Origin of the sequence: Aerococcus sanguinicola (assembly GCF_001543145.1) — a bacterium.
GTDB classification, from domain to species: Bacteria; Bacillota; Bacilli; order Lactobacillales; family Aerococcaceae; genus Aerococcus; species Aerococcus sanguinicola.
Window position 1 is genome coordinate 1944562 of sequence record NZ_CP014160.1, and the last position, 24299, is coordinate 1968860.

The window sequence follows — 24299 nt, forward strand, 5'->3', positions numbered from 1 at the left end:
AGCGCCGGCACTCTTTAACAGGACATGCTCTAACCTGCCTTAGAATTCGTTGCCTACTTTCACTAACTAGGCTCGCTAAAAAGGGAATTCCTTATTCGGTTATCTTTGCATGCAATATATACGTTTACTATACTCGATTTTCCTCCTTACCGTCAAGAGGATTTATCATTTTTTCCAACTGGTCGATAAAGGACCGACTCTTCAAATGAATGCCCACATATTCCTCGTAGAGGTCATCGATGGCTGAGCGGAGGGCCCGCTTATTAGCTTCTCCCAAGCTGACAGACCCCAGGCGGCTGAGATCGACTTGGCTCAAATGTTGGACCAGATAAGCCGTTCGCGGCGTCCAATGCAAGCGGCGGGGATCCTTATCGAAATGCTTTTGGCACAAAAAACCCGCATACTTCATGGAATAGTCCAAGGCCGTATCTGCCTGGCCACAGAAGACACAGGCCTTGAGATTAGGAACCACCCCAAATTGGGGCAGGAGCTGGAGCTCAAAGATATTGGCAACGACGGCCGGATCCTTGCTTGCTTCAAGCTGGCCGAGAGCCTGCCAGAGCGAATCAAAGAGAATCGTATTGACTTCCCCATCCTCCAGAGCAGCGTCCAGGAGCCCCGTCATGTAGCTGGCATAGGCATTAACGCTGATATCCGCTGTCGTCAAGCGGGGAAAGAGGCTGTCCCGGACATCATTGAGGAAACTCAAGCCCGAGGCATTAATCTGACCGATAAAGTGGCCACGGACAAAGGCAAAGGCAGCTGGTCGCAGAGGATTCTTAGCCCTTTGGATATTGCGTAGGAAAAACATCCGCTTGCCGTATTCGCGGGTGAAGATCTTGACCAGCATGTCCTTCTCTCGGTGCTTGCGCGTAAATAGAATAATTCCTGCAAATTCTTCCGCCTGCAAAAAATCCCCTCTAGCTTCTAATAGTCCTGCTTGGTGTTATAGCCAAATTCCTTGAGCAGGGACTTCTTGTCCCGCCATTTCTTCTCAACCTTGACCCAGAGTTCCAAGAAGACCTTGGACCCTAGCAAGTTTTCAATTTCCTTACGAGCCCCTGTCCCGATCGACTTGATCATCTTGCCACCCTTGCCGATAATTATCCCTTTTTGGGACTTGCGTTCGACAATGATATTGGCATAGACATGGACCCGGTCCAGTTCGTCCTTTTGCATCTTATCCACAGTGACGGCCACCGAATGAGGAATCTCTTCCCGGGTCTTCTGTAGGATTTGTTCCCGGATCAATTCACTGACCACAAAGTATTCAGGGTGGTCAGTCAGCTGGTCTTCGGGATAATACTGGGGGCCCTCAGGTAATAAGTCTTCCAGCTTAGCGATTAAGCCCTCCACCTGGCCAGAATTCAGGGCAGACATGGGGATAATTTGCTCAAAGGCTTCTGGATTAGGAATATCGGCCATATAAGCAGCCAAATCTTCCTCAGAGACTTTATCGGTCTTATTGACGATCAGGAAAGCGGGGCTCTCCCGGTCCTTGACCTTGTCCATGATAAAGCGGTCACCCGGGCCGATCTTTTCGTCCGCACTGACCAGCATGAGGATAGCTTCCACCTCGTCTAAAGCCTGGTAGGCACTCTGGAGCATGTAATCATCCAGCTCATTCTTGGGCTTATGGATGCCCGGTGTATCAATAAAGATCATCTGGCTGTTGGAACTGGTGTAGATAGCCTGGATCTTATTGCGGGTGGTCTGGGCTTTGTCGCTCATGATGGCGACTTTTTGGCCGACAATTTGATTCATCAGGGTCGACTTGCCCACATTAGGTCGACCGACAATGGCAATAAAGCCTGATTTAAACGTATCGTGTGTATTTTCCTTCAAAATTTTTCCTCACTTTATTAAAGAATATAGGAACCAAAAATAACAAAACCGACAAATATAGCCACCAGGGTCATCAAGAGGACGGTCCCTGCCGCGACATCTTTGATGGTCTTGACCAAGGGGTGGAAGTGGTCTCCCACTACCAGGTCACAGAGCCATTCCACACTGGTATTGAAAAGTTCAGCCAAAAGGACCAGGCCGCAAGCTAGAGCGAGCAAGGCCCATTCCGTAGGCTTTAAGCCGAGGTATAGGCCCAAAGCTCCCAGCAAGGGAACCATGGCCAGTTGGAAGCGAAAATTTCGTTCATGGTGGAGGGCAAAGCGCAGGCCGTCATGGGCATGCCCCAAGGCCCCTAGGAAGTGGCGGTTCTTGCCGACTTGTTCCTTATTCTGATCGTTTGAGTCCATAATTATCTAGAATCTCTCTTTGTAAAGTAAACATTTCTTTCTCGTCCTCTTCCGTCATATGGTCATAGCCATTGAGGTGGAGGAAGCCATGGACGGTCAAGAAACCAAGCTCGCGTTCAAAGCTGTGACCGTATTCTTCAGCTTGGGCCTTGACCCGATCTATAGAAATAAAGAGGTCCCCTAGTTCATAAGGCATGCCTTCAGGAAGCTCTAAGATTTCAAATTCATCCGCCACTTCATCATTGATGGCAAAGCTGATCACATCAGTCGGCCGGTCCACCCCGCGGTAGGTCTTATTGATCTGGTGGATCTCTTCATCATCTACGATAGTCACCGACATCTCGGTCTGATCAGCTAAGTCCAGGTAGTCGCTGGCATAGGCCAAGAGCTCTTGGACCATTTGGCAGTGCTCGGGCTTAAGGGCTTGGGTTTTATCCGTAAATTCAATTGTTAACATGGCGTCACCTGCTTTTTATTTAATCTTAGTTTTCATAGGCTTGGATAATGGCAGCCACGACGGGATGGCGGACCACATCCGACGTATCAAAGGAGACAAAAGCAATATCGGAGAGATCTTGCAGCTTGTGCTGGGCATCGATCAGACCAGACTTTACCCCGCGCGGCAGGTCAATCTGAGTCCGGTCCCCGTTGACAATCATTTTGGACCCAAAGCCGAGACGAGTTAAAAACATCTTCATCTGGGCAATGGTTGTATTTTGCGCCTCATCGAGGATAACAAAGGCGTCATCCAAGGTCCGTCCCCGCATGTAAGCCAGGGGTGCAATTTCAATGACGCCGCGCTCGATTAAGCGCTCCGTCTGCTCCAAGCCGTAGATAGCATAGAGGGCATCATAGATCGGCCGGAGATAAGGGTCGACCTTCTCCTTCAAGTCGCCGGGCAAGAAGCCCAGGCTCTCTCCCGCTTCCACGGCGGGACGAGTGAGGACGAGACGCTTGACCTCACCTTTTCTCAGGGCGGAGACAGCTAGAACCACGGCCAGATAGGTCTTCCCGGTCCCAGCCGGTCCAATCCCGAAAGTCACTGGATGCTTCTTCACGGCCTCGACATAGCGTTTCTGTCCGGCAGACTTAGCTCGGATCTCCTTACCGTCGTAGGTTTTCCCAATCGCTTCATCGTAGAGGTTGACAAAGTAGGAGAGGGTCCCCTTCTTAGCCATCTTAATGGCGGTTACGATATCGGCTTCTTCCAGGACTTGTCCCTTGAGGAGTAAGCCTTCCAAGGTCTTGATCAAGTCAATGATCTGCGGGCCTTCCTCCCCCTTCACCACGACCTCATTTCCGCGGGCAAAGACTTCTGCCTCAAAGCTTCGCTCCAAGAAATCCAAATGGCGGTCCTGGCTGCCAAAAATTTGTTGGGCAATATCTGGATGATCAATCTGGTAAGTGTATGTCGCATCTGCTGCTGTCAAATGTGCACGGCCTCCTTCTTCTATTTACTTCAAAGTATACCAAATATCCGCCTAAAATACGAATGAAATTAAGTCAGGGGTCTGTCCAAAGAAAAAAGCTGGAACACGAGCTCCAGCTTTCTTTTGGCAGTTGACCTGCCTTTGGAATTATTTTAATAATTCTTTGACGACTTGTTGAATTTCTGACCCCGCAGCCTGCCCTTTCATGCGAGCAACTGCCTGGCCCATTACCTTACCAAAGTCAGCTTTGGATTGGGCATTGGTGTCTTGGATAACATCCTTAACCACTGCTTCAATCTCATCGCGGCTTAATTGCTTAGGTAAATACTTTTCAACATAGCCTAGTTCAGCTTCAGTCTTCTCAGCCAAGTCTTCGCGACCGGCTGCCCGAAATTCCGAAATCGAGTCCTTGCGTTGCTTCAACTCACGAGAAAGCACGGTCATTTCCTGGTCCTCAGTTAAAGTCCCGCCTTCGTTGATTTCTTCATTCTGAACTGAACCCTTAAGCATTCTCAAGACAGATAAGGCTGTCTTATCTTTAGCTTTCATGGCTTGTTTGATATCTTGATTTAATTCATCAATAAGTGCCATGAATTCGCCTCCTATCAGCTCATATATAAATTAGTATTTACGTTTACGAGCAGCTTCCGATTTTTTCTTACGACGAACTGATGGTTTTTCGTAATATTCACGTTTGCGTGCTTCTTGTAAAGTACCTGACTTAGAAACCGTGCGTTTGAAGCGACGAAGAGCATCATCAAGAGATTCGTTTTTACGAACTACAGTTTTTGACATGAACAATACCTCCCCTCGTTTCAACCTGTCATTTTCCCATTGAAAATGTACATCGTTCATTATAGCTTTTTTCTTCCCTGCCGTCAATTTTTACTTGAAGTTTTTTTCAAAACAGCGATTATCCCTTTTATTACAACAATTTTGAAGGCATTATGTTATAATTAATTAAAAATATAGTGATAGAAATGAGAGATGGACATGTTTAAATTGATGAAAAAGGTGCCGGGCGGCCTGCTCCTAGTCCCGATGCTGATCAGCGCTCTTTTTTGTACCTTCTTCCCCGGTCTTTTTGAAATCGGTGGGGCGACAGAGGCCCTCTTTACCTCGAAAGGTTTGAACTATATTATCGGTTTTGCCTGCTTGTGTTCCGGCACTACCCTCAAGCTCAATACCATCCGGGTGGTCCTCAAAAAAGAAGGAATTTTGATCCTCTGTAAAATTATTCTGAATGTTCTACTGGGCTTCCTCTTCTTCAAGTTCTTTGCTTTGCCAGGTATCTTCGGTATCTCTGCCATTGCCTATATTACAACCATCGCATCGACCAACCCCTCCCTCTTCTTAGCCTTAGAAGAAGAATATGGGACGGAAAGCGACTCAGCTGCCTTTGGTTTACTGGCTGTCCTCTGTACGCCAGCCTATCCCATGTTAGTTTTCTCTGTTTCCCAGGCAACCCCTATTAACTGGATGCCGATTATTTCAACCCTGATTCCAGTTATCCTCGGGGTCATTATCGGTAATACCGACCAGAAATTGGCCGACTTCCTCAAACCTGGGGCGGCCCTCTCCCTTCCTTTCATGGGTTGGGCTTTCGGAGCTAATATTAACCTGGTCAATGCCCTCAAAGCAGGCGGGCAAGGGATCCTTCTTACCCTCCTCTTCTATATTCCTATGGTTGTGATCTTAGTCCTCATTGAACGTTATGTCTTAAAGAAGGATGGCGTGACTTCTCTCGCCATGTCAACCATCGCCGGGATGTCGGTGTCTGTTCCAGCCTTAATTGGGGCGACCAATCCGGCCTACCAAGCCTATGTGGATGCAGCAACCGCCCAAATTGCCTTCGGGGTTGTGATCTCAAGTATCCTCACCCCAATTATTGCCAAATGGCTCTTTGGCCATCCCGGTCAAGATCAACATACAGAGCTCAAAGAAGCTAAAAAAGTCTAAATGAAATAAGAAAAGGCTCCCCGTCAATTGAGTGACGGGGAGCCTTTTTGTTATCGATTATTAGTTTCTTATCAGCATGCTGGGCATGCATTGCTCTTTTGAATCTACTTATTAAAGATTTATAGAATTAAGAACAAGTCTAGCCCTCTGCCAGCCTATGCCTTAGGCGCTTGATTCCTATAGTAGCCACCAGGCACACGCTTAATCTTCAATGGTGAAGTTAAAGCTAGCGCTATTGTCTTCACTAGAAGTGCCGACGTAGAGGGTAAAGTCACCATTAGGGATGACAAAGTCGTGGGCGCCACGGTCCCATACGGATAGTGGATGGTGGGTCGCCTGCGGATCGATGGTGATGGAGATGGCCTTGGAATGGCCAGCTTCTAGCTGAACCTTTTGGAAGGCGATCAAGCGCTTAGGTGGCTGTTGGTCTTGAGGGATGCCGACGTAAACTTGGACCACTTCGGCTCCGTCACGGTCACCCGTATTGCTGACGGTAGCTGTGACTTCAAAAGGCGCATCCTTAGCTTGGTCTTCTGTCCGCTTCAGCTCGACATCTGTCACTTCAAAGTCGGTATAGGACAAACCGTAGCCGAAGGGGAAAAGGGATTCGATGTCATTGGCTTGGTACCAGCGATAGCCCATTTCAAGCCCTTCTGAGTAACGAATGACAGGATAACCGTCTCCTTCATCCACACCCGGATGCCGTTCAGGATGGTCATAGTAGACCAGGTCTTCTTCTCGCTTAGCGTAAGTGGTTGGTACCTTACCTGAAGGATTGGCTAAACCAAAGATCAGGTCAGCTGCCACATGGCCATCTTCTGTTCCCTGGTTCCAGGTTTCAAGGACGGTGTGGGCGTCATCAATCCAGGGCATGAGGACGGGCGTCGAATCTTTTAGGACTAAGATACTTTGGGAGTTAACAGCCAGGAGCTGTTCTACCATAATATCTTGTTGGTTAGGTAGACTCGGTTTGGCCAAGTCAAAGCCTTCAGAAGCCACAATCCCTGCCATAATAATGACCAAGTCAGCCGCTTTAGCCTTAGCTAGAGCCGCTTCAATATTCGAGAGATTATCTTCTACAATTACGGTCTCGAGCTCAGTCTTAGCACCCAGGTCTCCTAGGACATCCTTCAAACCGTCTTCAGGTTTGACGGTATAGATTGGTTCAACCTTGGAAGAGCCCCCACCCCCATTGCAGGCTTGGCCAGCGAATTTTTCTTGACCGACCAGGAGGATATGGTCGTAGTCAGCAGGGTCCACAGGTAACAGCTTCTTATCGTTCTTGAGTAAGACGGCTGAAGCTTGGCCAATCTTGCGGGCACGTTCCCCATGGCCCTTAGCGTCAATTTCACCCGGATTGTATTCCCAATCGAACTGGTTGAAGCGGAACATTTGGGTGAAGCGACGGATGAGGGCCCGGTCAATCGTCTTCTCTTCCAGACTTTGGTCTTCAAGGGCCGCTTTGATATTGTCTTCATTGAACCACTTGGCATCAGGCATCTCTAAGTCTAATCCAGCATTGAGCGAAGGGGCAGCCGACCGGGTAGACCAGAAGTCGGACTGAACATAGCCCTCGAAGCCCCATTCATGGCGAAGAATTTCGGTCAGAGTTTCCCGGTATTCCGTTCCGTAAACGCCGCGGATCCGGTTGTAAGAGCTCATAATCGAAGAAATCTTCCCGTCCTTCACTAGCATTTCAAAGGGCAGCAAGTACAGTTCCCGCATCACTTGGTCTGAAGCTTCCACGCTGTGGCGGAAGCGTTCATCTTCCTGGTCGTTGAGGACGAAGTGTTTACCCATAGCGATCACATCATGGCTCTGGATAGCCTTGGTCACTTCTACCCCCATCCGACCACTCAGGTAAGGGTCCTCGGAGAAGTATTCAAAGTTCCGGCCTGAAATGGGCAGGCGGTGGAGGCAAACAGCGGGACCTTCCAGGGCATGTTGGCCCAGCGTCCGAGTCTCGCACCCGATAATATCCCCGTATTCATAGGCTAAGAGGGGATCGAAGGAAGCTGCCACCCCGATGGTCATGGGCAGGGCAGTCGCCTTGGGGCTCGGATAGCCATCCCCCATACCCACGCCTACTGGGCCATTGGTCACCCGCATGCGGGGAATCGAAAACTCTTCATTCTCTTTAACATGGCGTTCCACCCGCAATTGGGCCATCTGTTCTTCATATTCTTCTTCGGATAAATTCTGGATGGCTTCCATATCAATGTTGTAAATATTGATGGTCTTCATGCCACCGTGCAATTGCCCAATCTTATCTTCTAAAGGCATAGCAGCGACCAGGGCTTCTGCTCGCTCCTTAGGCGACTTGGAGTCGTCTAACCAAACTTGTTCTGTCATTTTCGCATCTCCTTTTCCAATTATGGTAGTTTCATTATAACACTCAAGGGGCACAAATTAACAAAGAAAGCCATTTCCTGACAGAATCTTAAGCTGTTAAAAAAGTCCGACTGCTTCCTACAGTCGGACTTTAAATTTCTTAAACGAAAAGACGGTCTAAATTTAAGTTCTAAATGAGATTTGCTGTTATGAACTAAAGGGCAAAAGCAATGGCCGTTAATTAATTTTTCCTGTTAGTGTTTCGGATATCGCCTTCTGCTAGGATCATCAGACCCCCACTAGCCAAGATAACAATTAGTCCAAAGATAAAATTGACGATTTTATCTTGAAAAAAGGGGGATCCAAAAATCAAAAGCCCCAATACAATCACAAGCACAAAGGCATGGTATTTATTTTTCATGTCAATCACCTGCTGGATTTTTATGGCTTCTATTAACTACACTTTCATTTCAGCAAAATACTAAACCACAATAAACATCCTATTTCCCCTGCTTACTGCAGTCTGCACACAGGCCCATAATTTTGAAGTCATGGCTATGGATTTCAGCACCGGGCACCTGGTCGGAGAAGAAATCCAAGGGGCACATTTCCAGCGGGAAGGCGCGACCGCAGTTCTCACAGATGAAGTGGTGGTGGTGGCCGATTTCAGGGTCGCAGTGCTTGCGGAATAACATTTCCCCATTCACATCAGTTTCTTCTAAGAAATGAAAGTCACTGAAGAGCTTCAGGTTGCGGTAGATGGTGTCGAAGCTCATCCCCGGATGCTTGTCTTCCATGGTCTGTTGGACTTCTTTAGCGGTCAAATACTGGCCCTCTGCCTGGTCGAAGGCCGCTAGGAGGTCGGCCCGTCTTTGGGTATACTTGTAGCCCGCGTCTTTGAGTTCATCCATGGACTCCGTCACAAAATTTGTCATCATTAAGCCCCCTTTTGTGACCTGATTATAACACAGGAAGGGTCAGATGACTAATAATTCATTTGTCTTGGACTGGGCCCGGGTCCTCAGCTATGCTATAATGGGGCCACTATTAATGGAGGGTGACGTCTATGAGTGAAGACCAAACAAAAATTTTTTATGTCCTATCCGATGCGGTAGGAACCATTGCTAAGGATGCCTTGAACAACGCCTTTGTCCAGTTTCCAAATATCGAATACAAGGTGCGCATCTTTCCCTTTGTCCATTATACGGACTATCTCAAACGGATTCTGAAGTCGGCCAAAGACTGCCAGGCCTCTATTATTTCCACATTTATTAAGGAAGAATTAGAGGAGGTGGCCAAGGACTACTGTGAGGCTAATGACCTCTTCTACTACAACTTAATCGATCCCCTCGTCCAACATATCGCTAAGGAAGCGGACCAGGCCCCCCGGCAGAAACCAGGTAACAAGAAAGCCTTGGACAAGGACTACTACCGGCGGATCGAAGCCATTGAATTCGCGGTCAAAAACGATGATGGCAAACATCCCGCTGACTTCAAGAAGGCGGATATTGTTCTCTTAGGGATCTCACGTACCTCGAAGACCCCGCTCAGTCTCTTTCTCGCCAACCAGGGATACAAGGTCACCAACCTCCCCCTGGTTCCCGAAGCCCACTTACCTGAAGAGCTCTATGAGGTTGACCCTGAAAAAATTATCGGACTAACCAATGATGTCAATGTCCTCAACAAGTTTCGAAGGGAACGCCTCCGCTCTTACGGCATCCAGGAACTAGGCCGCTATAGCGACGACCAGCGTATCCAAAAAGAACTGGACTATGCGGATCAGATTTACGCTGAACTCGGCTGTCCAGTCATCAATGTCGCTGACCGAAGCATCGAAGAAACCGCCACCCTCATCCTCATGTTCCTCAATTTCCAGGAAAAAGAAGCTGAAGAATGAGACTCTGATAACAGTCGCTAAGGAGTGGATGGCTGAAGCGAACTATGAAAAATTGTTGACAATATTTTTTCATAGTTCATAGTTGGGTTCGCAAGTCTAAATGCCAAGTCTCATACCCTGTATATGAAGTGGATGTCAGATCTGACTTTGGAAACATTTTTTTGAAAGAAGTTCGTTATTAGAAAAAACAGTGGATCTTTTTATCCCAGTCTCTTTTCTGCTAATTTTGATGATTAGTAACTAATAATTGATTTCTACCAATTATTTTTGAGCAGGAGTGGAGCTTTGAATTTGATCGTTAGCCATGAATAAGCAAGCGATGTGAATTAGGGATAGTTGGCTTTAGCCTTACTAGCCCTTTGAAGCTCGCTAGGCGAGAGACCTTGGCTCGAGCCGATGCCATGGCTTTTTAACGATCAAATTCAAAAAACGTAACGGATGCTCAGTACTACCATGTGCATCATCTAAAATTGAAGACCGCCAAGTCACACTTAATTGTAGTAACTTGGCGGCCTTTTGTTTTTAGTGCTTAAATCCGATTTTCTTCATAGAGGAAACGGAATTGGTCGAGGGCGACGACATTGGTGTCGGTAAAGAAGTCCATGAAATTCTGACGCTTAGGCGTAACGACCACAAAGAGGCCGAGAATGGGCAAATTCGTCAGGATCAGCTTACCTAAACCTTCGCGGACAAAACAGGTGCCGAAATTCAGGCGGTACTGGTCTGCCTTAACGACCTGGAGCTTGAAGAGGGCCTTGCCCAGAGTCTGACCGTTTAATAGATATGAGGCCAGGCTAAAGTAGATCACTAAGACCAGCTGACCTGCTAAATAAGTCACTAAGGGCCACTGGACTAGGTAGGCATCAGGCAGGAAGGTCAGGACGCAGGCCAGGAGGATGGCTTGGAGGGCCCCCACAAAGATGAGGTCCACGAGAAAGGCCCAGAGCCGGATCCAAAAGCCAGCATAGAGTTTGCGGCTAAAGCCGTTGACCAGGTTGCGGTCGACATGGCGGCGGTAGGACATGAGCAGGTCTTGGCCCGATAGTTTCTGAGCCTTCTTTTGCTTATCATGTCGGACGGCCTCTGCCTCCCCTTCTAAACGGCCGTGGTAGAGCTGGTCATTGAGTTGGGGCAGAGGTCCTTGGAGCTTGTCATCTCTTTCCTTGGCCATCTTTAAACACCTCCGTAGAGATAGTAGGCTTGAGGGGTGTTTTGGTGGAGGGCCTGGCCTTGGATACTTTCCCAGTTAGGGATGACGCTTTTGAGATCCAAGGATTTGGAGAAGAGACCGAGGATGGAGTCCATTTCGGAAGCCTTAGGTGTCACATCGACGACTTCAGCTTCTTCTAAGGATTGGTCTTTTTTGAGGGCAGCTAGGGCATCGGCCTGGTAGCCCATCTCATCGATGAGGCCATTATCTTTCGCCTGCTTGCCGGAATAAACCCGCCCATCCGCTAACTTGCGGACTTGGTCTTCTTCCATGCCACGACCATCTGCGACGATGCGCACGAATTCATCGTAGGATTCCTTGATCAGGCCATCAAAGATCTTCTTCTCTTCGTCAGAGGCATCCTTGAAGGGACTGCCCATATCCTTCTGGTCACCAGACTTGTAGACTTCCATCTTGAAGCCGTGTTCGTCCATGAAGTCCTTGACATTGAGCGAGGACATGATGACCCCAATAGAGCCGGTGGTTGTATTGTTATCAGCAAAGATCTTATCCCCTGCCATGGAGATCATATAGCCCCCGCTGGCTGCCATTGAACCCATGCTGACATAGATCGGCAACTGGCGGTCGTCTTTTAAGTCTTTAAGGGCGCGGTACAGTTCCTGGCTATGGTAGGTCGTCCCACCTGGGGAATCAACAACTAGGAGCAAGGCCTTGACGCTGTCGTCTTCCTTGAGGTCAGCAATCTGGTCCAGGACTTCCTGGTGGCGGTAGCCGGGCCCTTGCAAGCTAGAGCTATTGCCTGTATCCGCTATGGTCCCTTCCACCTTGAGGACGGCAATCCGTTGACTCGGATTCCCGCTCTCAAGCACCTCTTCCTTACCCGCAAAGGGCTTGCTCAATTCCTCCCAATTGACTTCTTTGAGCCGTTCTTGGCTTTGTCGGTGGCTAGCAAGTCCGAGAATCAAGAGTAAAGCAGCCACAATGACCAAAATCCATGATTTGGCTTTCATTTACAAGCTCTCCTTCCTTTGACGCTTAAATTGTAGCTTAGTCCACATCGATGCGAGTCACTTCAAGACTCAAGTCGTTTAATTGCTCTTGGGAAACTTCACTAGGCGCATTTGTCAATGGATCGAAGGCGCGGCCATTCTTAGGGAAGGCCATGACTTCACGGATATTATCTTCACCGGCTAAAAGCATCACTAAACGGTCGAGACCAATTGCTAAGCCGCCGTGTGGTGGGAAGCCGTATTCCAAAGCGTCCAGTAAGAAGCCGAATTGCTCATTGGCGCTCTCTTCGCTGAAGCCTAATGCTTCTAACATTTGCAATTGGATATCTTTTTGGTGGATACGGATGGACCCGCCCCCGATTTCATAGCCGTTGAGGACGATGTCATAGGCTTGAGCATAGACCTCTTCAGGTTGGCTGCTTAACTTGTCGAGATCTTCTTCATTAGGCATGGTGAAGGGGTGGTGCATGGCATTATAGCGGCCTTCTTGTTCATCATACTCGAGCAATGGCCAATTCACGACCCAGAGGAAGTTGAATTGATTCTTGTCCATCAAGCCTAGTTCACGGGCAAATTTCAGGCGAATTTCGGACAGAGATTGGTGGACCACACTGGCCTTGTCAGCTAAGAAGAGGAGGATATCCCCTGCTTCTGCTTGGAGACGGTCCACAAGTGGTTCTGGGTTTTCCTTGAAGAATTTACCAATCGGACCAGTCAAGCCGTCTTCACTCACCTTGATCCAAGCGACCCCTTTAGCGCCGTAAGTGCTGGCGAAGTCAGTTAAGCCGTCTAAGTCCTTACGAGAGTACTGGTCAGCTGCACCTTTGACATTGATCGCTTTAACCATACCCCCGTTTTCGATGGCTTGGTTGAAGACCTTCAATTCATACTGACTCACCACGTCTGAAACATCCACTAACTTCATGCCGAAACGGGTGTCGGGTTTGTCTGTCCCGTAATAATTCATGGCGTCATCATAGGAAATAATCGGGAAGTCTTCGGTAATTTCAATGCCCCGGGTTGCTTTCATGACATCTTTAAGCATGGCTTCGACGATCTCACGAATTTCTTCCTGGCTGAGGAAGCTGGTTTCCAAGTCCACTTGGGTAAATTCTGGTTGGCGGTCCCCCCGCAAGTCTTCATCACGGAAGCAACGAACGATTTGGTAGTAGCGGTCCATACCTGAAGCCATCAGCAATTGTTTGAAGAGCTGAGGTGACTGAGGTAGGGCATAGAATTCACCAGGGTGGACACGGGAAGGAACTAAGTAGTCGCGGGCGCCTTCTGGTGTTGACTTGGTCAGGTAAGGCGTTTCAATGTCCAAGAAGCCTTCTTTTTCAAGGAAGCGACGGATGGCTTGGGTGACCTTCGCACGTAGGACAATATTAGCGTTCATTTCAGGACGACGGAGGTCCACATAGCGGTATTTCAAGCGGATATCATCGTTCACATCGATGTCGTCCTCTACCATAAATGGTGGGGTCTTAGCCTTATTTAAGATGGTCAGGTCTTTGACCATGACTTCGATGTCCCCATTCTTAATCTTAGGGTTGACCATGTCTTCGTCCCGGTTGATAACATCGCCGGTCACTTCAATAACATATTCAGACCGCAATTTCTCCGCTTGGTCGAAGTGGTCCCCTAAGTTTTCTACGTTGAAAACCACTTGAACGAAGCCTTCACGGTCTCTCAAGTCAACGAAGATTACCCCACCAAGGTCCCGGCGTTTTTGTACCCAGCCCTTGAGTGTGACCGTCTGGCCGACTAATTCTTTAGATACGTTTCCACAATATATTGTACGTTTCATCTTATTCCTCCTTATGCATTAGCATGAAAACTTGCAATAACATCTGAAAATTGTTCTTTAATTTGGTCAATGGCGAATTTTTTCTCCTCGCCTGAAGCCATGTCTTTAACATTGAGGGCCCCTTCTTCTAATTCGCTCTCACCCAGAGTCATCACGAACTTAGCGCCCAACTTATCGGCATCCCGGAATTGCTTGCCCGGCTTGCGGTGCTTGTAATCGAGCTGGCAGGAATAGCCCTGTTGGCGGATGGCCTCAATTAAAGGCAGGCTGTTTTCAACCTGGATCCCTGGAATAGTCACCAAGTAGACATCTAAAGGATCCGTGTCAGGCAAGGCCACTTCTTGGGCTTCCAAGAGGAGCATGAGCCGCTCTAAACCGATCGCAAAGCCAAAGCCAGGCACATCCTGCTTCCCATCAGAGAGTTCCTTGACAAGTCCCGAATAAGACCCGCCCCCGCAGATAGTGGTTTCTGCTCCGAAAACTTCATTCTTGGTCATGATCTCAAAGATGGTATCTTGGTAGTAGTCCAAGCCCCGGACCATATTGGCATCGATCCGGTAAGGAATCACTAATTGATCGAGAAGGCTTTGGACTAGGTCAAAGCGTTCCTTAGACTCTTCGGATAAGAAGTCCAGAATACTTGGTGCGTCCTTAACAATTTCCTTGTCCTTAGGGTCCTTACTATCGAGGACGCGCAGAGGATTCTTGTGGAGCCGGGTCTTAGAGTCCTCGCTCAATTGGCCTTCAAAGGGTTCCAGGTAATCAATGAGAGCCTGGCGGTAGGCTATACGTGAATCGATATCGCCCAGTGAGTTAATCACTAATTCCAGGTCAGAAATCCCTAAGCCTGTGAGAATTTCCCAAGCCAGGGCGATGGTTTCCACATCAATGAGGGCCTGGGAATCGCCGAAGACTTCCACTCCTAATTGGTTGAACTGGCGCTGGCGCCCACCCTGGGGCCGCTCATAGCGGAACATGGGGCTCAGATAGTAGACCTTGTAAGGATGATGGTGTTCGGGGCCATAGAGTTTGTTTTCAATATAGGCCCGAACAACCGGTGCCGTCCCTTCTGGCTTGAGGGCAATATGGCGGTCGCCCTTATCTTTAAAGTCATACATTTCCTTAGAAACCACGTCTGAGGTCTCCCCTACTCCCCGTGCGAAGAGTTCATAGTGCTCAAACATCGGTGTTCGAATTTCACGGAAGCGGTAGCGGCTCAGGATATCCCTGGCCTTGTCTTCTACATAATGCCACTTGGCAATTTCTTCAGGTAAAATATCCACCGTTCCTTTTGGTCGCTGAATCATTCACATCCCCCTTAATCATTCCATAAAAAAATCCCTATCCTGAAAAACAGGATAAGGACGAAAGTTTCGTGGTACCACCTTAATTATTCTAGCTATCGACTAGAAATCTCTAGCGCGTAACGTGCGCAACGGAGTCTTCACTCACCTCCAGAGTGTCCAACTTAAGACAAGAATAAATGCTTGCACCCTCCGCATTCTCTCTAAGGATTCTCTCCTTAAGTCATTCTCTTTCAACGGTTTTATCAGTAACTAGCTTAACCAATCTTTAGACAAAAGTCAATTTAAAAATCTTCCCCAACTGGGACTTTTTATTTCGTAGTGAGAGATAGAAGCTAGCTTTGGTCCAGAGCCAAGTAACAGCTGACTTCAGGATCAGCCCCTATCTTTTTTATCTTTTGAATTGCGCTCTTTTTAATTAAAGGGTAAACTTATAGAAAGAAGTCATTCAGAAAGGGGGTTGAATATGAACTGGAAAGACCACTGGGAAGCCAGGCGGGGGCATTATTTTATCTACAGCTTAGTGGTCGTCCTGGTCTTGTTGGGGGCTTTTTTAACGATTTTTCATCTAAGCCAAAACCAGCAGAAGAAGACCCAGGCTGACCTGATCAACCTCCGCCAAGGGCCCGGTATTACCTATGACATCAAGGAACAGGTCAAGAAGGGAACGGGCTACCAAGTGATGCGGGAGGCCAATGACTGGCTCTATGTCCGCCTAGCCAATGGACAGACGGGTTGGCTGCCTAGCTGGCTTATGCCCCAGGGCCAAGATGACAAGGACCGGGGCTTTATCGCAACCGTGATCAACGACCAGGTCCCTATCCTCTCTAAGGCCAAAGATGGCGACAAGGTCGGCGAAGCTAAGCAAGGTGATAAGTTTACCATCCTTTACCAAGACAAGGGGTGGATCCAAGTCCAATTCCAAAATGAAACCGCCTGGATCGACCAGAGCGCCATTGACATCACGCCCGGGACCATTGCTAACGAGTACATTGCCAGCCTATCTGAAGACGAACAGGCAGCCGTCGATAACTTACTCAAAGATTATCCGGCTAAAGTCGTCGCTACCGCAGCTGGCGTCAATATCCGGGAGGCACCGACCAATGAGTCTGATGTCATCTACAAGGGCAAGATGAACGAAGGCTTCGCCTATCTGGGCCAAGAGGACGTCTACTATAAGGTCAAGACCAAAGACGGCCAGGAAGGTTACCTGGCCAACTGGCTGGCCAAGTCCGATGCCACGGAAATGGCCAAGAAAGCTCAAGAAGCAGAAACCACGACCAGCCTCAGTCAAAAAACTATCGTGCTCGACCCAGGCCACGGGGGTAAGGACCCGGGCGCTATTTCCGATGATGAAAAAGTCTATGAAAAAGACGTTGCCCTAGCCTCGGCCCAGATCCTCAAGGAAAAACTGGAAGCGGCCGGTGCCAAGGTCATCATGACCCGGGAGGACGACCAATTCATCGAACTGGCTGACCGGGGTCGACTCTACAATGAAGTCAACGGCGACCTCTTCCTCAGCCTCCACTACGATTCGGCAGCTGAAGCGACCGTCAGCGGTAATACCATTTACTATTACGATGAAGCCTCGATTCCAGTAGCCCAAGAGCTCCAAAGTCAGCTCATCGAACAGATGAATGTGCCCAATAATGGGATCGAATTCGGGAACTTCCAGGTCATCCGGGACTCCCACCCACCTGCCCTTCTCTTAGAGCTCGGTTACATGTCCAACCCTAATGATGTGCAGAAATTTAGCCAAAAAGACTACCACGAGCGGGTCGCCCAAGCCGTCTACAACGGCCTGGTCTGCTACTTCCAAGAAGATGGCAATAGCCAGGGCCAGAGCGTCCCAACCTCTAGCGATCAAAAGCAAGCAAATGAAAACGCCTCAGCAGCTCCATAAAAAGCTGCTAAGGCGTTTTTTTATTTTAAGCTTTAGGAGGACGTTGGTCCAGGTTGCGGATCAAGCGGCCCCGTTCGTCATAGACATGGTCGCGGGCTTTTTGGCTGCTGGCCATGCTCAAGATCAGGCGGTCGCGGTAGGGTTCAGCTAATTCGTCAAAGAGAAATTCCTCATCGTGGAGGTTGTATTTCTTGCGGTTGGCTTCATTTTCACCTTCAGAACGGAGTTTGTACTGGCGGCTAGGAAGTTCTTGGTCGCTTTCTTCCTTTTCCACCCGGTAGACATAGTTGTCGTCATCGTAGGTGATCTCTAAGGCGCCGGTATTGGTGCGCTCGTAGTTAACATTGTCGTACTTGTCCTTCTGCAGCTCCCACCAGGCCTTGATACCCTCGATAGCTTCTTCTTCGCTCTTGTAAGAACCGTGTTGTTTACGGACGCCGTGGCGTTTGTTTTCCCAGTAAACCGTGTAAATTGTTTGTGTCATTTCTGGTCTTCCTTTCTTTGCGAGGCCGTGGCCTCAGTTTCATCTAAGTGGAGTAAAGCGAGGAGGCTGGCCTTGTCCACTTCCTGGTAGTCTCCCCGGTCCAGATTAGGGTCTAAGCGCAAGCCGCCCATGCGGAGTCGCTTGAGATAGGTCACTTCCTTACCGACCGCTTGGAACATCCGCTTGACCTGGTGGAACTTCCCTTCGTGGAGGATGAGACGAATCTGGCTCCTCCCAGAATCCAGGTCGACCTGGTCAATAAAGAGTTCCGCGGGCAGGCAAGTTTCTCCTTGGTCGATGGCCAAACCGGAAGCAAAAGCCTCCTGGTCGTCAGCAGTCACGATACCTGCAATTTCCGCATAGTATTCCTTGTCCACCTTCTTGCGTGGGGACAGGAGGTCATGGCTGAGCTGGCCATCATTCGTGATCAAAAGCAGGCCTTCCGTGTCCTTATCCAAGCGCCCCACAGGAAAGGGATCGTAGATTTGGACCAGGTCTTGGGGCAGAAGATCGGTAACAATGGCTGTCTGCCCGTCCTTAGTCGTGGACAAATAACCGCCTGGCTTGTGCAAGATAAAATAAATGAAGGGTTGGTAGCGGACGCTCTCCCCATCCAAGCTGACCTGGTCCCGGTCTGGATCCAAATGTTGGTCAACTTTTTTAAGCGTCTGACCGTTCACTTGGACGCGCCCTTTTTTGATGGCTTGCTTGGCCTCCTTGCGGCTCAAGAGCGTGTAATTAGCAATTAATTTATCTAAGCGCATAGCTGGCCTCCTCCACTTTTTTGATCTTATTCTATTTTAACATAAGTCTAAATAAAAAGCCTGGCCTAGCCCAGTAAAAAAGGAGACAGGACAAAAACTGTCTCCCTATTTTTTATCAAATGAGTAAAGGATTAGAAGAGCCCTTCAATAGTACCGTCTTCTTTAATATCCATCTTCATAGCAGCTGGTTCTTTTGGTAAACCTGGCATAGTCATCACGTCCCCAGTCAGGGCAACAATAAAGCCGGCCCCAATCTTAGGTACAAATTCGCGGATATGGATATCGAAGTCTGTTGGACGGGCCACCTTACTTGGGTCATCACTCAGCGAATACTGGGTCTTAGCCATACAGATTGGTAAATGCCCCCAACCATTCTTCTCGAAATCAGCAATTTGTTTTTCAGCCTTGGATTCATAAACGACGCCGCGTCCCCCATAAACCTTAGTTACAATGGCATCGAGTTTTTCTTTAATGCTGGTATTTTCAGCATCGTATAGAGGCTTGAATTCTGGTTGACCGGATTGGTCGATCAGTTCAACGACTTCCTTGGCTAGGTCAACGCCACCTTCGCCACCATTTTCCCAGACAGATGCTTTGACGAATGGCACATTGAGTTGGTCACAAGCTTCTTGAACTGCTGCGATTTCTGCGTCGGTATCGGCAACGAATTCATTTAAAGCCACAACAACTGGAACATTGTAGCCTTGCATGGTTTCGATGTGTTTTTCTAAGTTAACCACACCGGCTTTTACAGCTTCCACGTCTTCACCGGCATCCTTCAATTCTTTCTTCGGAATGCCCCCGTGCATCTTCATCGAACGGATGGTGGTTACAATAACCACAGCATCAGGTGTCTTACCGAGGTTAGGCGTTACAATGTCCATGAATTTTTCCCCACCTAGGTCGGCACCGAAACCAGCCTCTGTTACCGCATAGTCAGCTAACTTCAAGGCTGCCTTGGTCGCGATAATGGAGTTACAACCATGGGCGATATTAGCAAATGGTCCCCCGTGAACTAAGGCCGGCGTATGTTCTAGGGTTTGCACCAAGTTAGGTTCGATCGCATCTTTCATAATTAAGGTCATGGCACCCGCACACCCTAATTGTTCAACCGTTACAGGTTCCTTGTCCCGGGTTTCTCCAATAACGATCCGGTTGAAGCGGTCTCTCAGGTCACTTAAGTCAGTAGCTAAGCAGAGGGCTGCCATCACTTCGGAAGCCACCGTGATATCAAAACCATCCTCGCGTGGGTAACCGTTCCCTGGGCCACCTAGCCCCACGACCACATGGCGTAAGTTCCGGTCATTCATGTCAACGACACGCTTCCAAGTAATCCGGCGGTTGTCAATGTTTAATTTATTGCCTTGGTGGATGTGGTTATCAATCACAGCTGATAGTAGGTTGTTGGCAGTTGTAATGGCATGCATGTCGCCGGTAAAGTGCATATTGATATCTTCCATCGGCACAACTTGGGCATAACCCCCACCGGCAGCGCCGCCCTTCAAGCCAAAAGTCGGTCCAAATGAAGGTTCACGAAGAGCCACCATGGATTTCTTCCCAATTTTTTGTAGGGCATCCCCTAGACCAACTGTAATGGTGGTCTTCCCTTCACCAGCTGCCGTTGGATTGATAGCGGTGACAAGGATTAACTTACCATCTTCTCGATCTTGGATTTGATCCAGGGTTCTTTGAGGGATTTTGGCCTTATAGAGTCCGTATTGGTCTAAATCGCTTTCCTTAAAGCCGAGGCCTTCAGCAATTTCAGTGATTCGCTTCGGTTCATTTTGTTGGGCAATTTGAATATCCGTTAACATATAATGACTCCTCCTTTAAAATTAACTATACACATTATATCATTTTTAAGCGCTTTCACAAGTAGATTGCTTCTTTTTGCTGAAAGTCCGAAAACCATCTTAAGAAGCAAGCCAAAAAAAATCGAGAAATTAAAGCCTTTTAGACTTTAAGTGCACTCCTACTTTCTTAACAAAAACAATTATTGTATAATTCCTTTCAACTGGACTCTCAGGCTTTTCTAGGGAGTTTTTGCTATAATAAGTTTATTAGAATTAAAGGAGGACTGTTCGAACCGATGACCTTGCATTTAATTAAAGCCCTCAAGTACGGGGTGGCGACCTTCTTTGCCATCTTCCTGGCCCAGTGGCTCCATTTAGACTATGCGGTTTCGGCTGGCATTATCGCCATCCTGACCTTAGCTGACACTAACCAACAGACCGTCCACTACATCGGAAATATTAGTCTGGCCATGGTCTTAAGCTTGACTGTTGCCAGCCTGCTTTTTTATTACCTAGGATTTACCGTTTGGGTCTTTGCCCTCTATCTTTTGATCACTTATCCACTGGCCGCCTGGATGAAGTCGGGGAATGCCATTGCCCCTTGTGCGGTATCGGTCTCCCACTTGCTTTTGGACCAGACCGTAGCTTTTCCCGACTTGATGAACGAGTTTCTACTTCTCATCATCGGGACTGGGATCGCCCTCTTGGTTAACTTTCTCCAGCCTTCCCACCAAAAGGAAATGGCCCAGTTAAAAGAGGCGATTGAAGACCGAATGCGGACGGTGCTCTGCTCCTATGCTGATCAATTGGACCGAGGCACTTTCTTTGAGCAGGATCACTTTGTTTTGGCCCTCCACGAACTCAGCCAGCTCATCCAAGATGGGCAGGGTCTGGCTGCCCGGGAGAATGCCAACCGGATGAACCAGGATACCCTATACTTTAAGCAATATTTTGCCATGCGCCAGGCCCAAAGCAATGTCCTCTACCAGATAGCGGAGAGCTTGCAGCGGCTCGACCAGAAGACCTCCCAGCACCAGGATTTGGCCCAGTTCCTCATCAACGTCTCCGAACAGCTGAACGAGCGCAATCCCGCTTTGGGACTAAGCGCAGAATTGGACCAGCTCATTAAGACTTACCGGGAGAGCGAACTGCCCCAGACCCGCAAAGAATTTGAGCTCCGGGCTACCCTTTTTGCGATCTTGACAGATTGCAAAAAATTCTTATAATTAAAGAAAAACTTCTACTATGAAAGCAATTTTATCTATTCACATTAAAAGGAGAATCTCACCATGAAAGAAGCCTTGATCAACATTGACTATACCAACGATTTTGTCGCGGATGATGGCAGTCTAACCTGTGGCCAACCCGGACAAGACATCGAAGACACGATCTGCGACTTGACGAAAGACTTTATCCAAAGCCAAGAATTTGTGGTCTTTGCCATCGATAGCCACCAAAAAGATGACCCCTACCATCCCGAGAGCAGGCTCTTCCCTAGCCATAATATCCAAGGCAGCCAGGGACAAGAGCTCTACGGACGCCTGGCTGACATCTACCAAGAGGCCAAGGACCTGGCCCATGTCTACTATATGGAAAAGACCCGCTACTCCGCCTTTGCGGGGACCAATCTCGATATGAAACTGCGGGAGCGCCATATCCAAACCCTCCACTTAGTTGGGGTCTGCACCGATATTTGTATCCTCCATACCGCTGTGGACGCCTATAATCTGGGCTATCAATTAGTGATCCACCCCACAGCCGTAGCAAGCTTCAACCAGGCAGGCCACGATTGGGCCCTAACCCACTTCGAGACCTGCCTAGACGCTAAAATTGTCGACTAGGCATGGCAGTTAAATCATTTACAACAAAGGAGTCTTATTATGAATTCACAGCAAAAAGTCCTCGATCATCTCTTAAAAGCGGATGGTGCTTACCTGTCTGGACAGAAGCTGGCTGAAATATTAGGGGTTTCTCGCAATGCCATCTGGAAGGCTATCCAAGCTCTCAAAGACCAGGGCTATCAAATTTCTTCGACCCCCAACAAGGGCTACCGGCTAGAAAGCCTGAGCGATGATTTGGACCCCCAACAAATCGATTACTTCCTCAAGCAGGCAGTCGGCCCGTTCGACATAGCCTATGAGATCCGCCCCAGCATGAGCTCGACTAACGACTTGATGAAAGAGGCCCTAGCCCATAGCCAGGCGGATTATCTCTTGTACGCCACCCAACAGCAGACCAAGGGCCGAGGACGGCGAGGCAAGGCCTATTATTGCGACCTGGCAGAAGGCCTCTACTTTACCCTGGCCCTCCGCCCCCAAAAGGTGAAACTCCAGGACGTACCTATGTACACCATCCTGGCAGCGACTGCTGTTGTCGAGACCATTGAAAGCTATGTCAACGACCAGTGCGAGATCAAGTGGGTTAACGACATCTTCTACCACAAGCGCAAGGTAACTGGCATCTTGAGCGAAATGATTAGCTCTATTGAAGCGGCCGATACCTCCGCAGTCATGATTGGAATTGGGATCAACCTAGCGGGTTCCTTTGAAAATTCAGACCCCGCTGTCCAAGACGTCGCAGGAACTATTTTTGGTCAAGAAACGCCAGAAAACTTCAATATCAACCAATTTTTAGCACAAATTGTGAGCCGAATCTTGACCTACCATGCCAACTTCGATGACAAGGCCTTCTTCCCCTTATACAAGGACCGGCTCATGGGCGTAGGCAAGGAGGTTTCCTACCAGTACAATGGCGACTGGCAGTCCGGTGTCATCGTCGGCGTCAACCCCGAAGGCCAGCTAATCATTGCCAAAGCCAATGGCAAAAAAGAAATCCTCTATGGCCAGGATATCCATTTCTCTAGCCAGCAATTCCGCGATTTGTAAAGAGGGTGTGAGAGGATGCGGGAGAAAGGGACCTCTGGAGTAAAAGGCCTGAGAAGGCTGAAAGCCTTCGACGGACTTTTGCGAAGAGGAGCCCTTTCTGCATCCTCGAACCCGACTAGGAGGGTGTGAGGGAGCGCGGGTAGAAGTGGACCTCTGGAGCAAAGCGACAGAGAAGAGTGAAAGTCTTCGGCGGCGCTTTGTGAAGAGGAGCCACTTCTGCGCGACCGAACCTGACTGCAGGGTGTGAGACTTGGCGGTTAGACTCGGATGTTTGGAGTAAGTCAATCGAACAGCTAGGCCACCAATCGATTACTAAAGATAACTAAAAAGCAGCTGGACCTAATACAGGAGCCAGCTGCTTTTTAATCGCTCTCAGTGGTCAATCGACCTAATAAACGAGTCTTATCCAATTGATCAAGTGCAAATCCCCCCTAGTTAAGCCTGGTAGTTCTGACAAAAATTTTGCCAGGCTTGGTAAAGGGCGGCTTGGTCGTCGTCAAGATAGGCGAGGGCCTGGTCCGCAATAGCCTGAGGAATGGGATAGAGGTAAGAAGCTAAGGCACCGGCCATGGAAGCGATGGTGTCGCTGTCCCCACCCAGGGAAACGGCTAGGCGCAAGCAGTCTTCGAAATCCTCGCCATCCCTTACGGCCACTAGGGCTTGGGGGATAGAGTCAGCACAATTAGCATGGAAGCTGTAATGCGGACGTAAGTCTTCAATGGTGAAGTTTAAGTCATAAGCCTGGTCAGCCACTTGCTTGAAGATTTCATCCTGACTAGTCCCCCTCTTGGCCTGGTAGATGGCAAGTGATAAGGTGCGAGCCCCCAGGAAGGCTTCCTCACTGTCATGACTAATCCCAGTCACCACTGATCCCCAAGCGAGAACTTCTTCTTCGCTTCTCGCTAGGTCAGCGACGGGACTGATCCGCATGCCTGCCCCATTGCCGATACTCTGATAGGGCTGGGGAGTCCGACTATAGATCCAGCGGAAAAAGTTCTTCCCATAACCCGCCGTCGGATATTTTCGCCCCCAAGCCTGCATAGACCGCACCGTTTCCTCCTCCAGCAAGGCTAAAAAGTCATCATCCTTAGCCAAGCCCCCTGCTTTTTCTGCAGTCTGCATCAAGGCCTGGCCCACCGCTAGGGTCATGATCGAATCATCCGTTAGATGACAGTCTGGGTGGAAAAGTTCAAAGTCCTTTCCTCGGTAATTATTTAATTCAAAACGTGAGCCTACAATATCTCCAATGATTGCACCTAGCATATCTTTCCCCTCTCTAAAACTTTTCAATTTGTAACTTACTAATTTT

At 48.7% G+C, this 24299-nt stretch carries 24 protein-coding genes; 6 read left to right on the forward strand and 18 right to left on the reverse strand.

Annotated features, from left to right (window positions below):
- Window positions 1-127: 127 nt before the first annotated feature.
- From recO to rpsU, 7 genes are all read right to left on the reverse strand, one after another.
- Window positions 128-910 (reverse strand): DNA repair protein RecO, encoded by a 783-nt coding sequence (gene recO, locus AWM72_RS08705; protein ID WP_067976296.1) that lies wholly within the window; start codon window positions 908-910, stop codon window positions 128-130.
- A 17-nt stretch (window positions 911-927) separates the two neighbouring features.
- A complete protein-coding gene (gene era / locus AWM72_RS08710) occupies window positions 928-1845 on the reverse strand; it encodes a GTPase Era (protein WP_067976297.1) in 918 nt (305 codons plus the stop codon).
- 17 nt (window positions 1846-1862) lie between these two features.
- On the reverse strand, window positions 1863-2252 hold the full coding sequence (locus tag AWM72_RS08715) for a diacylglycerol kinase (protein ID WP_067976298.1): 390 nt from the start codon (window positions 2250-2252) through the stop codon (window positions 1863-1865).
- A complete protein-coding gene (gene ybeY, locus AWM72_RS08720; RefSeq protein ID WP_067976299.1) occupies window positions 2230-2709 on the reverse strand; it encodes an rRNA maturation RNase YbeY in 480 nt (159 codons plus the stop codon). Before ybeY ends, AWM72_RS08715 begins: the two co-directional genes overlap by 23 nt.
- 25 nt (window positions 2710-2734) lie before the next feature.
- Complete coding sequence (locus AWM72_RS08725; RefSeq protein WP_067976300.1) at window positions 2735-3682, reverse strand: PhoH family protein; 948 nt, start codon at window positions 3680-3682, stop codon at window positions 2735-2737.
- 147 nt (window positions 3683-3829) lie between these two features.
- Window positions 3830-4273, reverse strand: a complete 444-nt coding sequence (locus AWM72_RS08730; RefSeq protein WP_067976301.1) for a GatB/YqeY domain-containing protein — start codon at window positions 4271-4273, stop codon at window positions 3830-3832.
- 30 nt (window positions 4274-4303) lie between these two features.
- Window positions 4304-4477, reverse strand: coding sequence for a 30S ribosomal protein S21 (gene rpsU / locus AWM72_RS09250; RefSeq protein WP_070619792.1), 174 nt, complete (start codon window positions 4475-4477; stop codon window positions 4304-4306).
- Window positions 4478-4675: 198 nt separating this feature from the next.
- Between rpsU and AWM72_RS08735 the strand changes: the two genes are divergently transcribed.
- Entirely contained in the window at window positions 4676-5641 is a 966-nt protein-coding gene (locus AWM72_RS08735; RefSeq protein WP_067976302.1) for a 2-keto-3-deoxygluconate permease, read from the forward strand.
- Window positions 5642-5842: 201 nt separating this feature from the next.
- Here the strand turns inward: AWM72_RS08735 and AWM72_RS08740 are convergent, their stop codons facing one another.
- From AWM72_RS08740 to AWM72_RS08750, 3 genes are all read right to left on the reverse strand, one after another.
- Entirely contained in the window at window positions 5843-7993 is a 2151-nt protein-coding gene (locus AWM72_RS08740) for a beta-glucosidase (RefSeq protein WP_067976305.1), read from the reverse strand.
- A 220-nt stretch (window positions 7994-8213) separates the two neighbouring features.
- Window positions 8214-8393 carry a hypothetical protein gene (locus tag AWM72_RS08745; RefSeq protein ID WP_067976306.1) on the reverse strand — a complete coding sequence of 60 codons (180 nt, stop codon included), beginning with the start codon at window positions 8391-8393 and terminating at the stop codon, window positions 8214-8216.
- A gap of 79 nt (window positions 8394-8472) precedes the next feature.
- Window positions 8473-8907 (reverse strand): Fur family transcriptional regulator, encoded by a 435-nt coding sequence (locus tag AWM72_RS08750; RefSeq protein ID WP_067976308.1) that lies wholly within the window; start codon window positions 8905-8907, stop codon window positions 8473-8475.
- A gap of 131 nt (window positions 8908-9038) precedes the next feature.
- On the opposite strand from AWM72_RS08750, the gene AWM72_RS08755 reads away from it, so the two are divergent.
- Complete coding sequence (locus AWM72_RS08755) at window positions 9039-9869, forward strand: pyruvate, water dikinase regulatory protein (protein ID WP_067976310.1); 831 nt, start codon at window positions 9039-9041, stop codon at window positions 9867-9869.
- Between the two features lie 529 nt (window positions 9870-10398).
- Here AWM72_RS08755 and AWM72_RS08760 read toward each other — a convergent pair.
- The 4 genes from AWM72_RS08760 to hisS are packed head-to-tail and all read right to left on the reverse strand — an operon-like array spanning window position 10399 to window position 15164.
- Window positions 10399-11040, reverse strand: coding sequence for an RDD family protein (locus AWM72_RS08760; protein WP_067976312.1), 642 nt, complete (start codon window positions 11038-11040; stop codon window positions 10399-10401).
- Window positions 11041-11042: 2 nt separating this feature from the next.
- Window positions 11043-12050: a signal peptide peptidase SppA gene (gene sppA, locus AWM72_RS08765; protein ID WP_067976314.1), complete on the reverse strand. Its 1008-nt coding sequence runs from the start codon at window positions 12048-12050 to the stop codon at window positions 11043-11045.
- Window positions 12051-12087: 37 nt separating this feature from the next.
- Window positions 12088-13857 carry an aspartate--tRNA ligase gene (gene aspS / locus AWM72_RS08770; RefSeq protein WP_067976317.1) on the reverse strand — a complete coding sequence of 590 codons (1770 nt, stop codon included), beginning with the start codon at window positions 13855-13857 and terminating at the stop codon, window positions 12088-12090.
- An 11-nt stretch (window positions 13858-13868) separates the two neighbouring features.
- The gene (gene hisS / locus AWM72_RS08775) at window positions 13869-15164 is read right to left on the reverse strand and encodes a histidine--tRNA ligase (protein WP_067976319.1); all 1296 of its coding nucleotides are present in this window, start codon (window positions 15162-15164) and stop codon (window positions 13869-13871) included.
- A 463-nt stretch (window positions 15165-15627) separates the two neighbouring features.
- Between hisS and AWM72_RS08780 the strand changes: the two genes are divergently transcribed.
- Complete coding sequence (locus tag AWM72_RS08780) at window positions 15628-17064, forward strand: N-acetylmuramoyl-L-alanine amidase family protein (protein WP_083505598.1); 1437 nt, start codon at window positions 15628-15630, stop codon at window positions 17062-17064.
- Between the two features lie 25 nt (window positions 17065-17089).
- On the opposite strand, the gene AWM72_RS08785 is transcribed toward AWM72_RS08780, so the two are convergent.
- The 3 genes from AWM72_RS08785 to AWM72_RS08795 form a co-directional block, all read right to left on the reverse strand.
- The gene (locus tag AWM72_RS08785) at window positions 17090-17548 is read right to left on the reverse strand and encodes a hypothetical protein (RefSeq protein WP_067976321.1); all 459 of its coding nucleotides are present in this window, start codon (window positions 17546-17548) and stop codon (window positions 17090-17092) included.
- Window positions 17545-18312: a pseudouridine synthase gene (locus AWM72_RS08790; protein WP_067976323.1), complete on the reverse strand. Its 768-nt coding sequence runs from the start codon at window positions 18310-18312 to the stop codon at window positions 17545-17547. The genes AWM72_RS08785 and AWM72_RS08790 overlap by 4 nt, the downstream gene beginning before the upstream one ends.
- A gap of 131 nt (window positions 18313-18443) precedes the next feature.
- Complete coding sequence (locus tag AWM72_RS08795) at window positions 18444-20126, reverse strand: formate--tetrahydrofolate ligase (protein ID WP_067976325.1); 1683 nt, start codon at window positions 20124-20126, stop codon at window positions 18444-18446.
- 275 nt (window positions 20127-20401) lie between these two features.
- Between AWM72_RS08795 and AWM72_RS08800 the strand changes: the two genes are divergently transcribed.
- The 3 genes from AWM72_RS08800 (at window position 20402) to AWM72_RS08810 (ending at window position 22990) form a co-directional block, all read left to right on the forward strand.
- Complete coding sequence (locus AWM72_RS08800) at window positions 20402-21331, forward strand: aromatic acid exporter family protein (protein WP_067976327.1); 930 nt, start codon at window positions 20402-20404, stop codon at window positions 21329-21331.
- A 63-nt stretch (window positions 21332-21394) separates the two neighbouring features.
- On the forward strand, window positions 21395-21946 hold the full coding sequence (locus AWM72_RS08805; protein WP_067976329.1) for a cysteine hydrolase family protein: 552 nt from the start codon (window positions 21395-21397) through the stop codon (window positions 21944-21946).
- A gap of 39 nt (window positions 21947-21985) precedes the next feature.
- On the forward strand, window positions 21986-22990 hold the full coding sequence (locus AWM72_RS08810) for a biotin--[acetyl-CoA-carboxylase] ligase (RefSeq protein WP_067976332.1): 1005 nt from the start codon (window positions 21986-21988) through the stop codon (window positions 22988-22990).
- A gap of 435 nt (window positions 22991-23425) precedes the next feature.
- Here AWM72_RS08810 and AWM72_RS08815 read toward each other — a convergent pair whose 3' ends face one another.
- Window positions 23426-24253, reverse strand: a complete 828-nt coding sequence (locus AWM72_RS08815; RefSeq protein WP_067976334.1) for an ADP-ribosylglycohydrolase family protein — start codon at window positions 24251-24253, stop codon at window positions 23426-23428.
- Window positions 24254-24299 lie beyond the last annotated feature (46 nt).

Excerpts from the sequence above, each read along its gene's own strand:
- rpsU (WP_070619792.1), bottom strand. The coding sequence starts at position 4,477 with ATGTCAAAAACTGTAGTTCGTAAAAACGAATCTCTTGATGATGCTCTT.
- AWM72_RS08750 (WP_067976308.1), bottom strand. The coding sequence starts at position 8,907 with ATGACAAATTTTGTGACGGAGTCCATGGATGAACTCAAAGACGCGGGC.
- AWM72_RS08760 (WP_067976312.1), bottom strand. The coding sequence starts at position 11,040 with ATGGCCAAGGAAAGAGATGACAAGCTCCAAGGACCTCTGCCCCAACTC.
- AWM72_RS08780 (WP_083505598.1), top strand. The coding sequence starts at position 15,628 with ATGAACTGGAAAGACCACTGGGAAGCCAGGCGGGGGCATTATTTTATC.
- sppA (WP_067976314.1), bottom strand. The coding sequence starts at position 12,050 with ATGAAAGCCAAATCATGGATTTTGGTCATTGTGGCTGCTTTACTCTTG.
- AWM72_RS08800 (WP_067976327.1), top strand. The coding sequence starts at position 20,402 with ATGACCTTGCATTTAATTAAAGCCCTCAAGTACGGGGTGGCGACCTTC.
- AWM72_RS08785 (WP_067976321.1), bottom strand. The coding sequence starts at position 17,548 with ATGACACAAACAATTTACACGGTTTACTGGGAAAACAAACGCCACGGC.
- AWM72_RS08745 (WP_067976306.1), bottom strand. The coding sequence starts at position 8,393 with ATGAAAAATAAATACCATGCCTTTGTGCTTGTGATTGTATTGGGGCTT.
- AWM72_RS08795 (WP_067976325.1), bottom strand. The coding sequence starts at position 20,126 with ATGTTAACGGATATTCAAATTGCCCAACAAAATGAACCGAAGCGAATC.
- AWM72_RS08790 (WP_067976323.1), bottom strand. The coding sequence starts at position 18,312 with ATGCGCTTAGATAAATTAATTGCTAATTACACGCTCTTGAGCCGCAAG.
- aspS (WP_067976317.1), bottom strand. The coding sequence starts at position 13,857 with ATGAAACGTACAATATATTGTGGAAACGTATCTAAAGAATTAGTCGGC.
- AWM72_RS08805 (WP_067976329.1), top strand. The coding sequence starts at position 21,395 with ATGAAAGAAGCCTTGATCAACATTGACTATACCAACGATTTTGTCGCG.
- AWM72_RS08740 (WP_067976305.1), bottom strand. The coding sequence starts at position 7,993 with ATGACAGAACAAGTTTGGTTAGACGACTCCAAGTCGCCTAAGGAGCGA.
- AWM72_RS08755 (WP_067976310.1), top strand. The coding sequence starts at position 9,039 with ATGAGTGAAGACCAAACAAAAATTTTTTATGTCCTATCCGATGCGGTA.
- AWM72_RS08810 (WP_067976332.1), top strand. The coding sequence starts at position 21,986 with ATGAATTCACAGCAAAAAGTCCTCGATCATCTCTTAAAAGCGGATGGT.
- AWM72_RS08735 (WP_067976302.1), top strand. The coding sequence starts at position 4,676 with ATGTTTAAATTGATGAAAAAGGTGCCGGGCGGCCTGCTCCTAGTCCCG.
- AWM72_RS08715 (WP_067976298.1), bottom strand. The coding sequence starts at position 2,252 with ATGGACTCAAACGATCAGAATAAGGAACAAGTCGGCAAGAACCGCCAC.
- AWM72_RS08730 (WP_067976301.1), bottom strand. The coding sequence starts at position 4,273 with ATGGCACTTATTGATGAATTAAATCAAGATATCAAACAAGCCATGAAA.
- hisS (WP_067976319.1), bottom strand. The coding sequence starts at position 15,164 with ATGATTCAGCGACCAAAAGGAACGGTGGATATTTTACCTGAAGAAATT.
- ybeY (WP_067976299.1), bottom strand. The coding sequence starts at position 2,709 with ATGTTAACAATTGAATTTACGGATAAAACCCAAGCCCTTAAGCCCGAG.
- AWM72_RS08815 (WP_067976334.1), bottom strand. The coding sequence starts at position 24,253 with ATGCTAGGTGCAATCATTGGAGATATTGTAGGCTCACGTTTTGAATTA.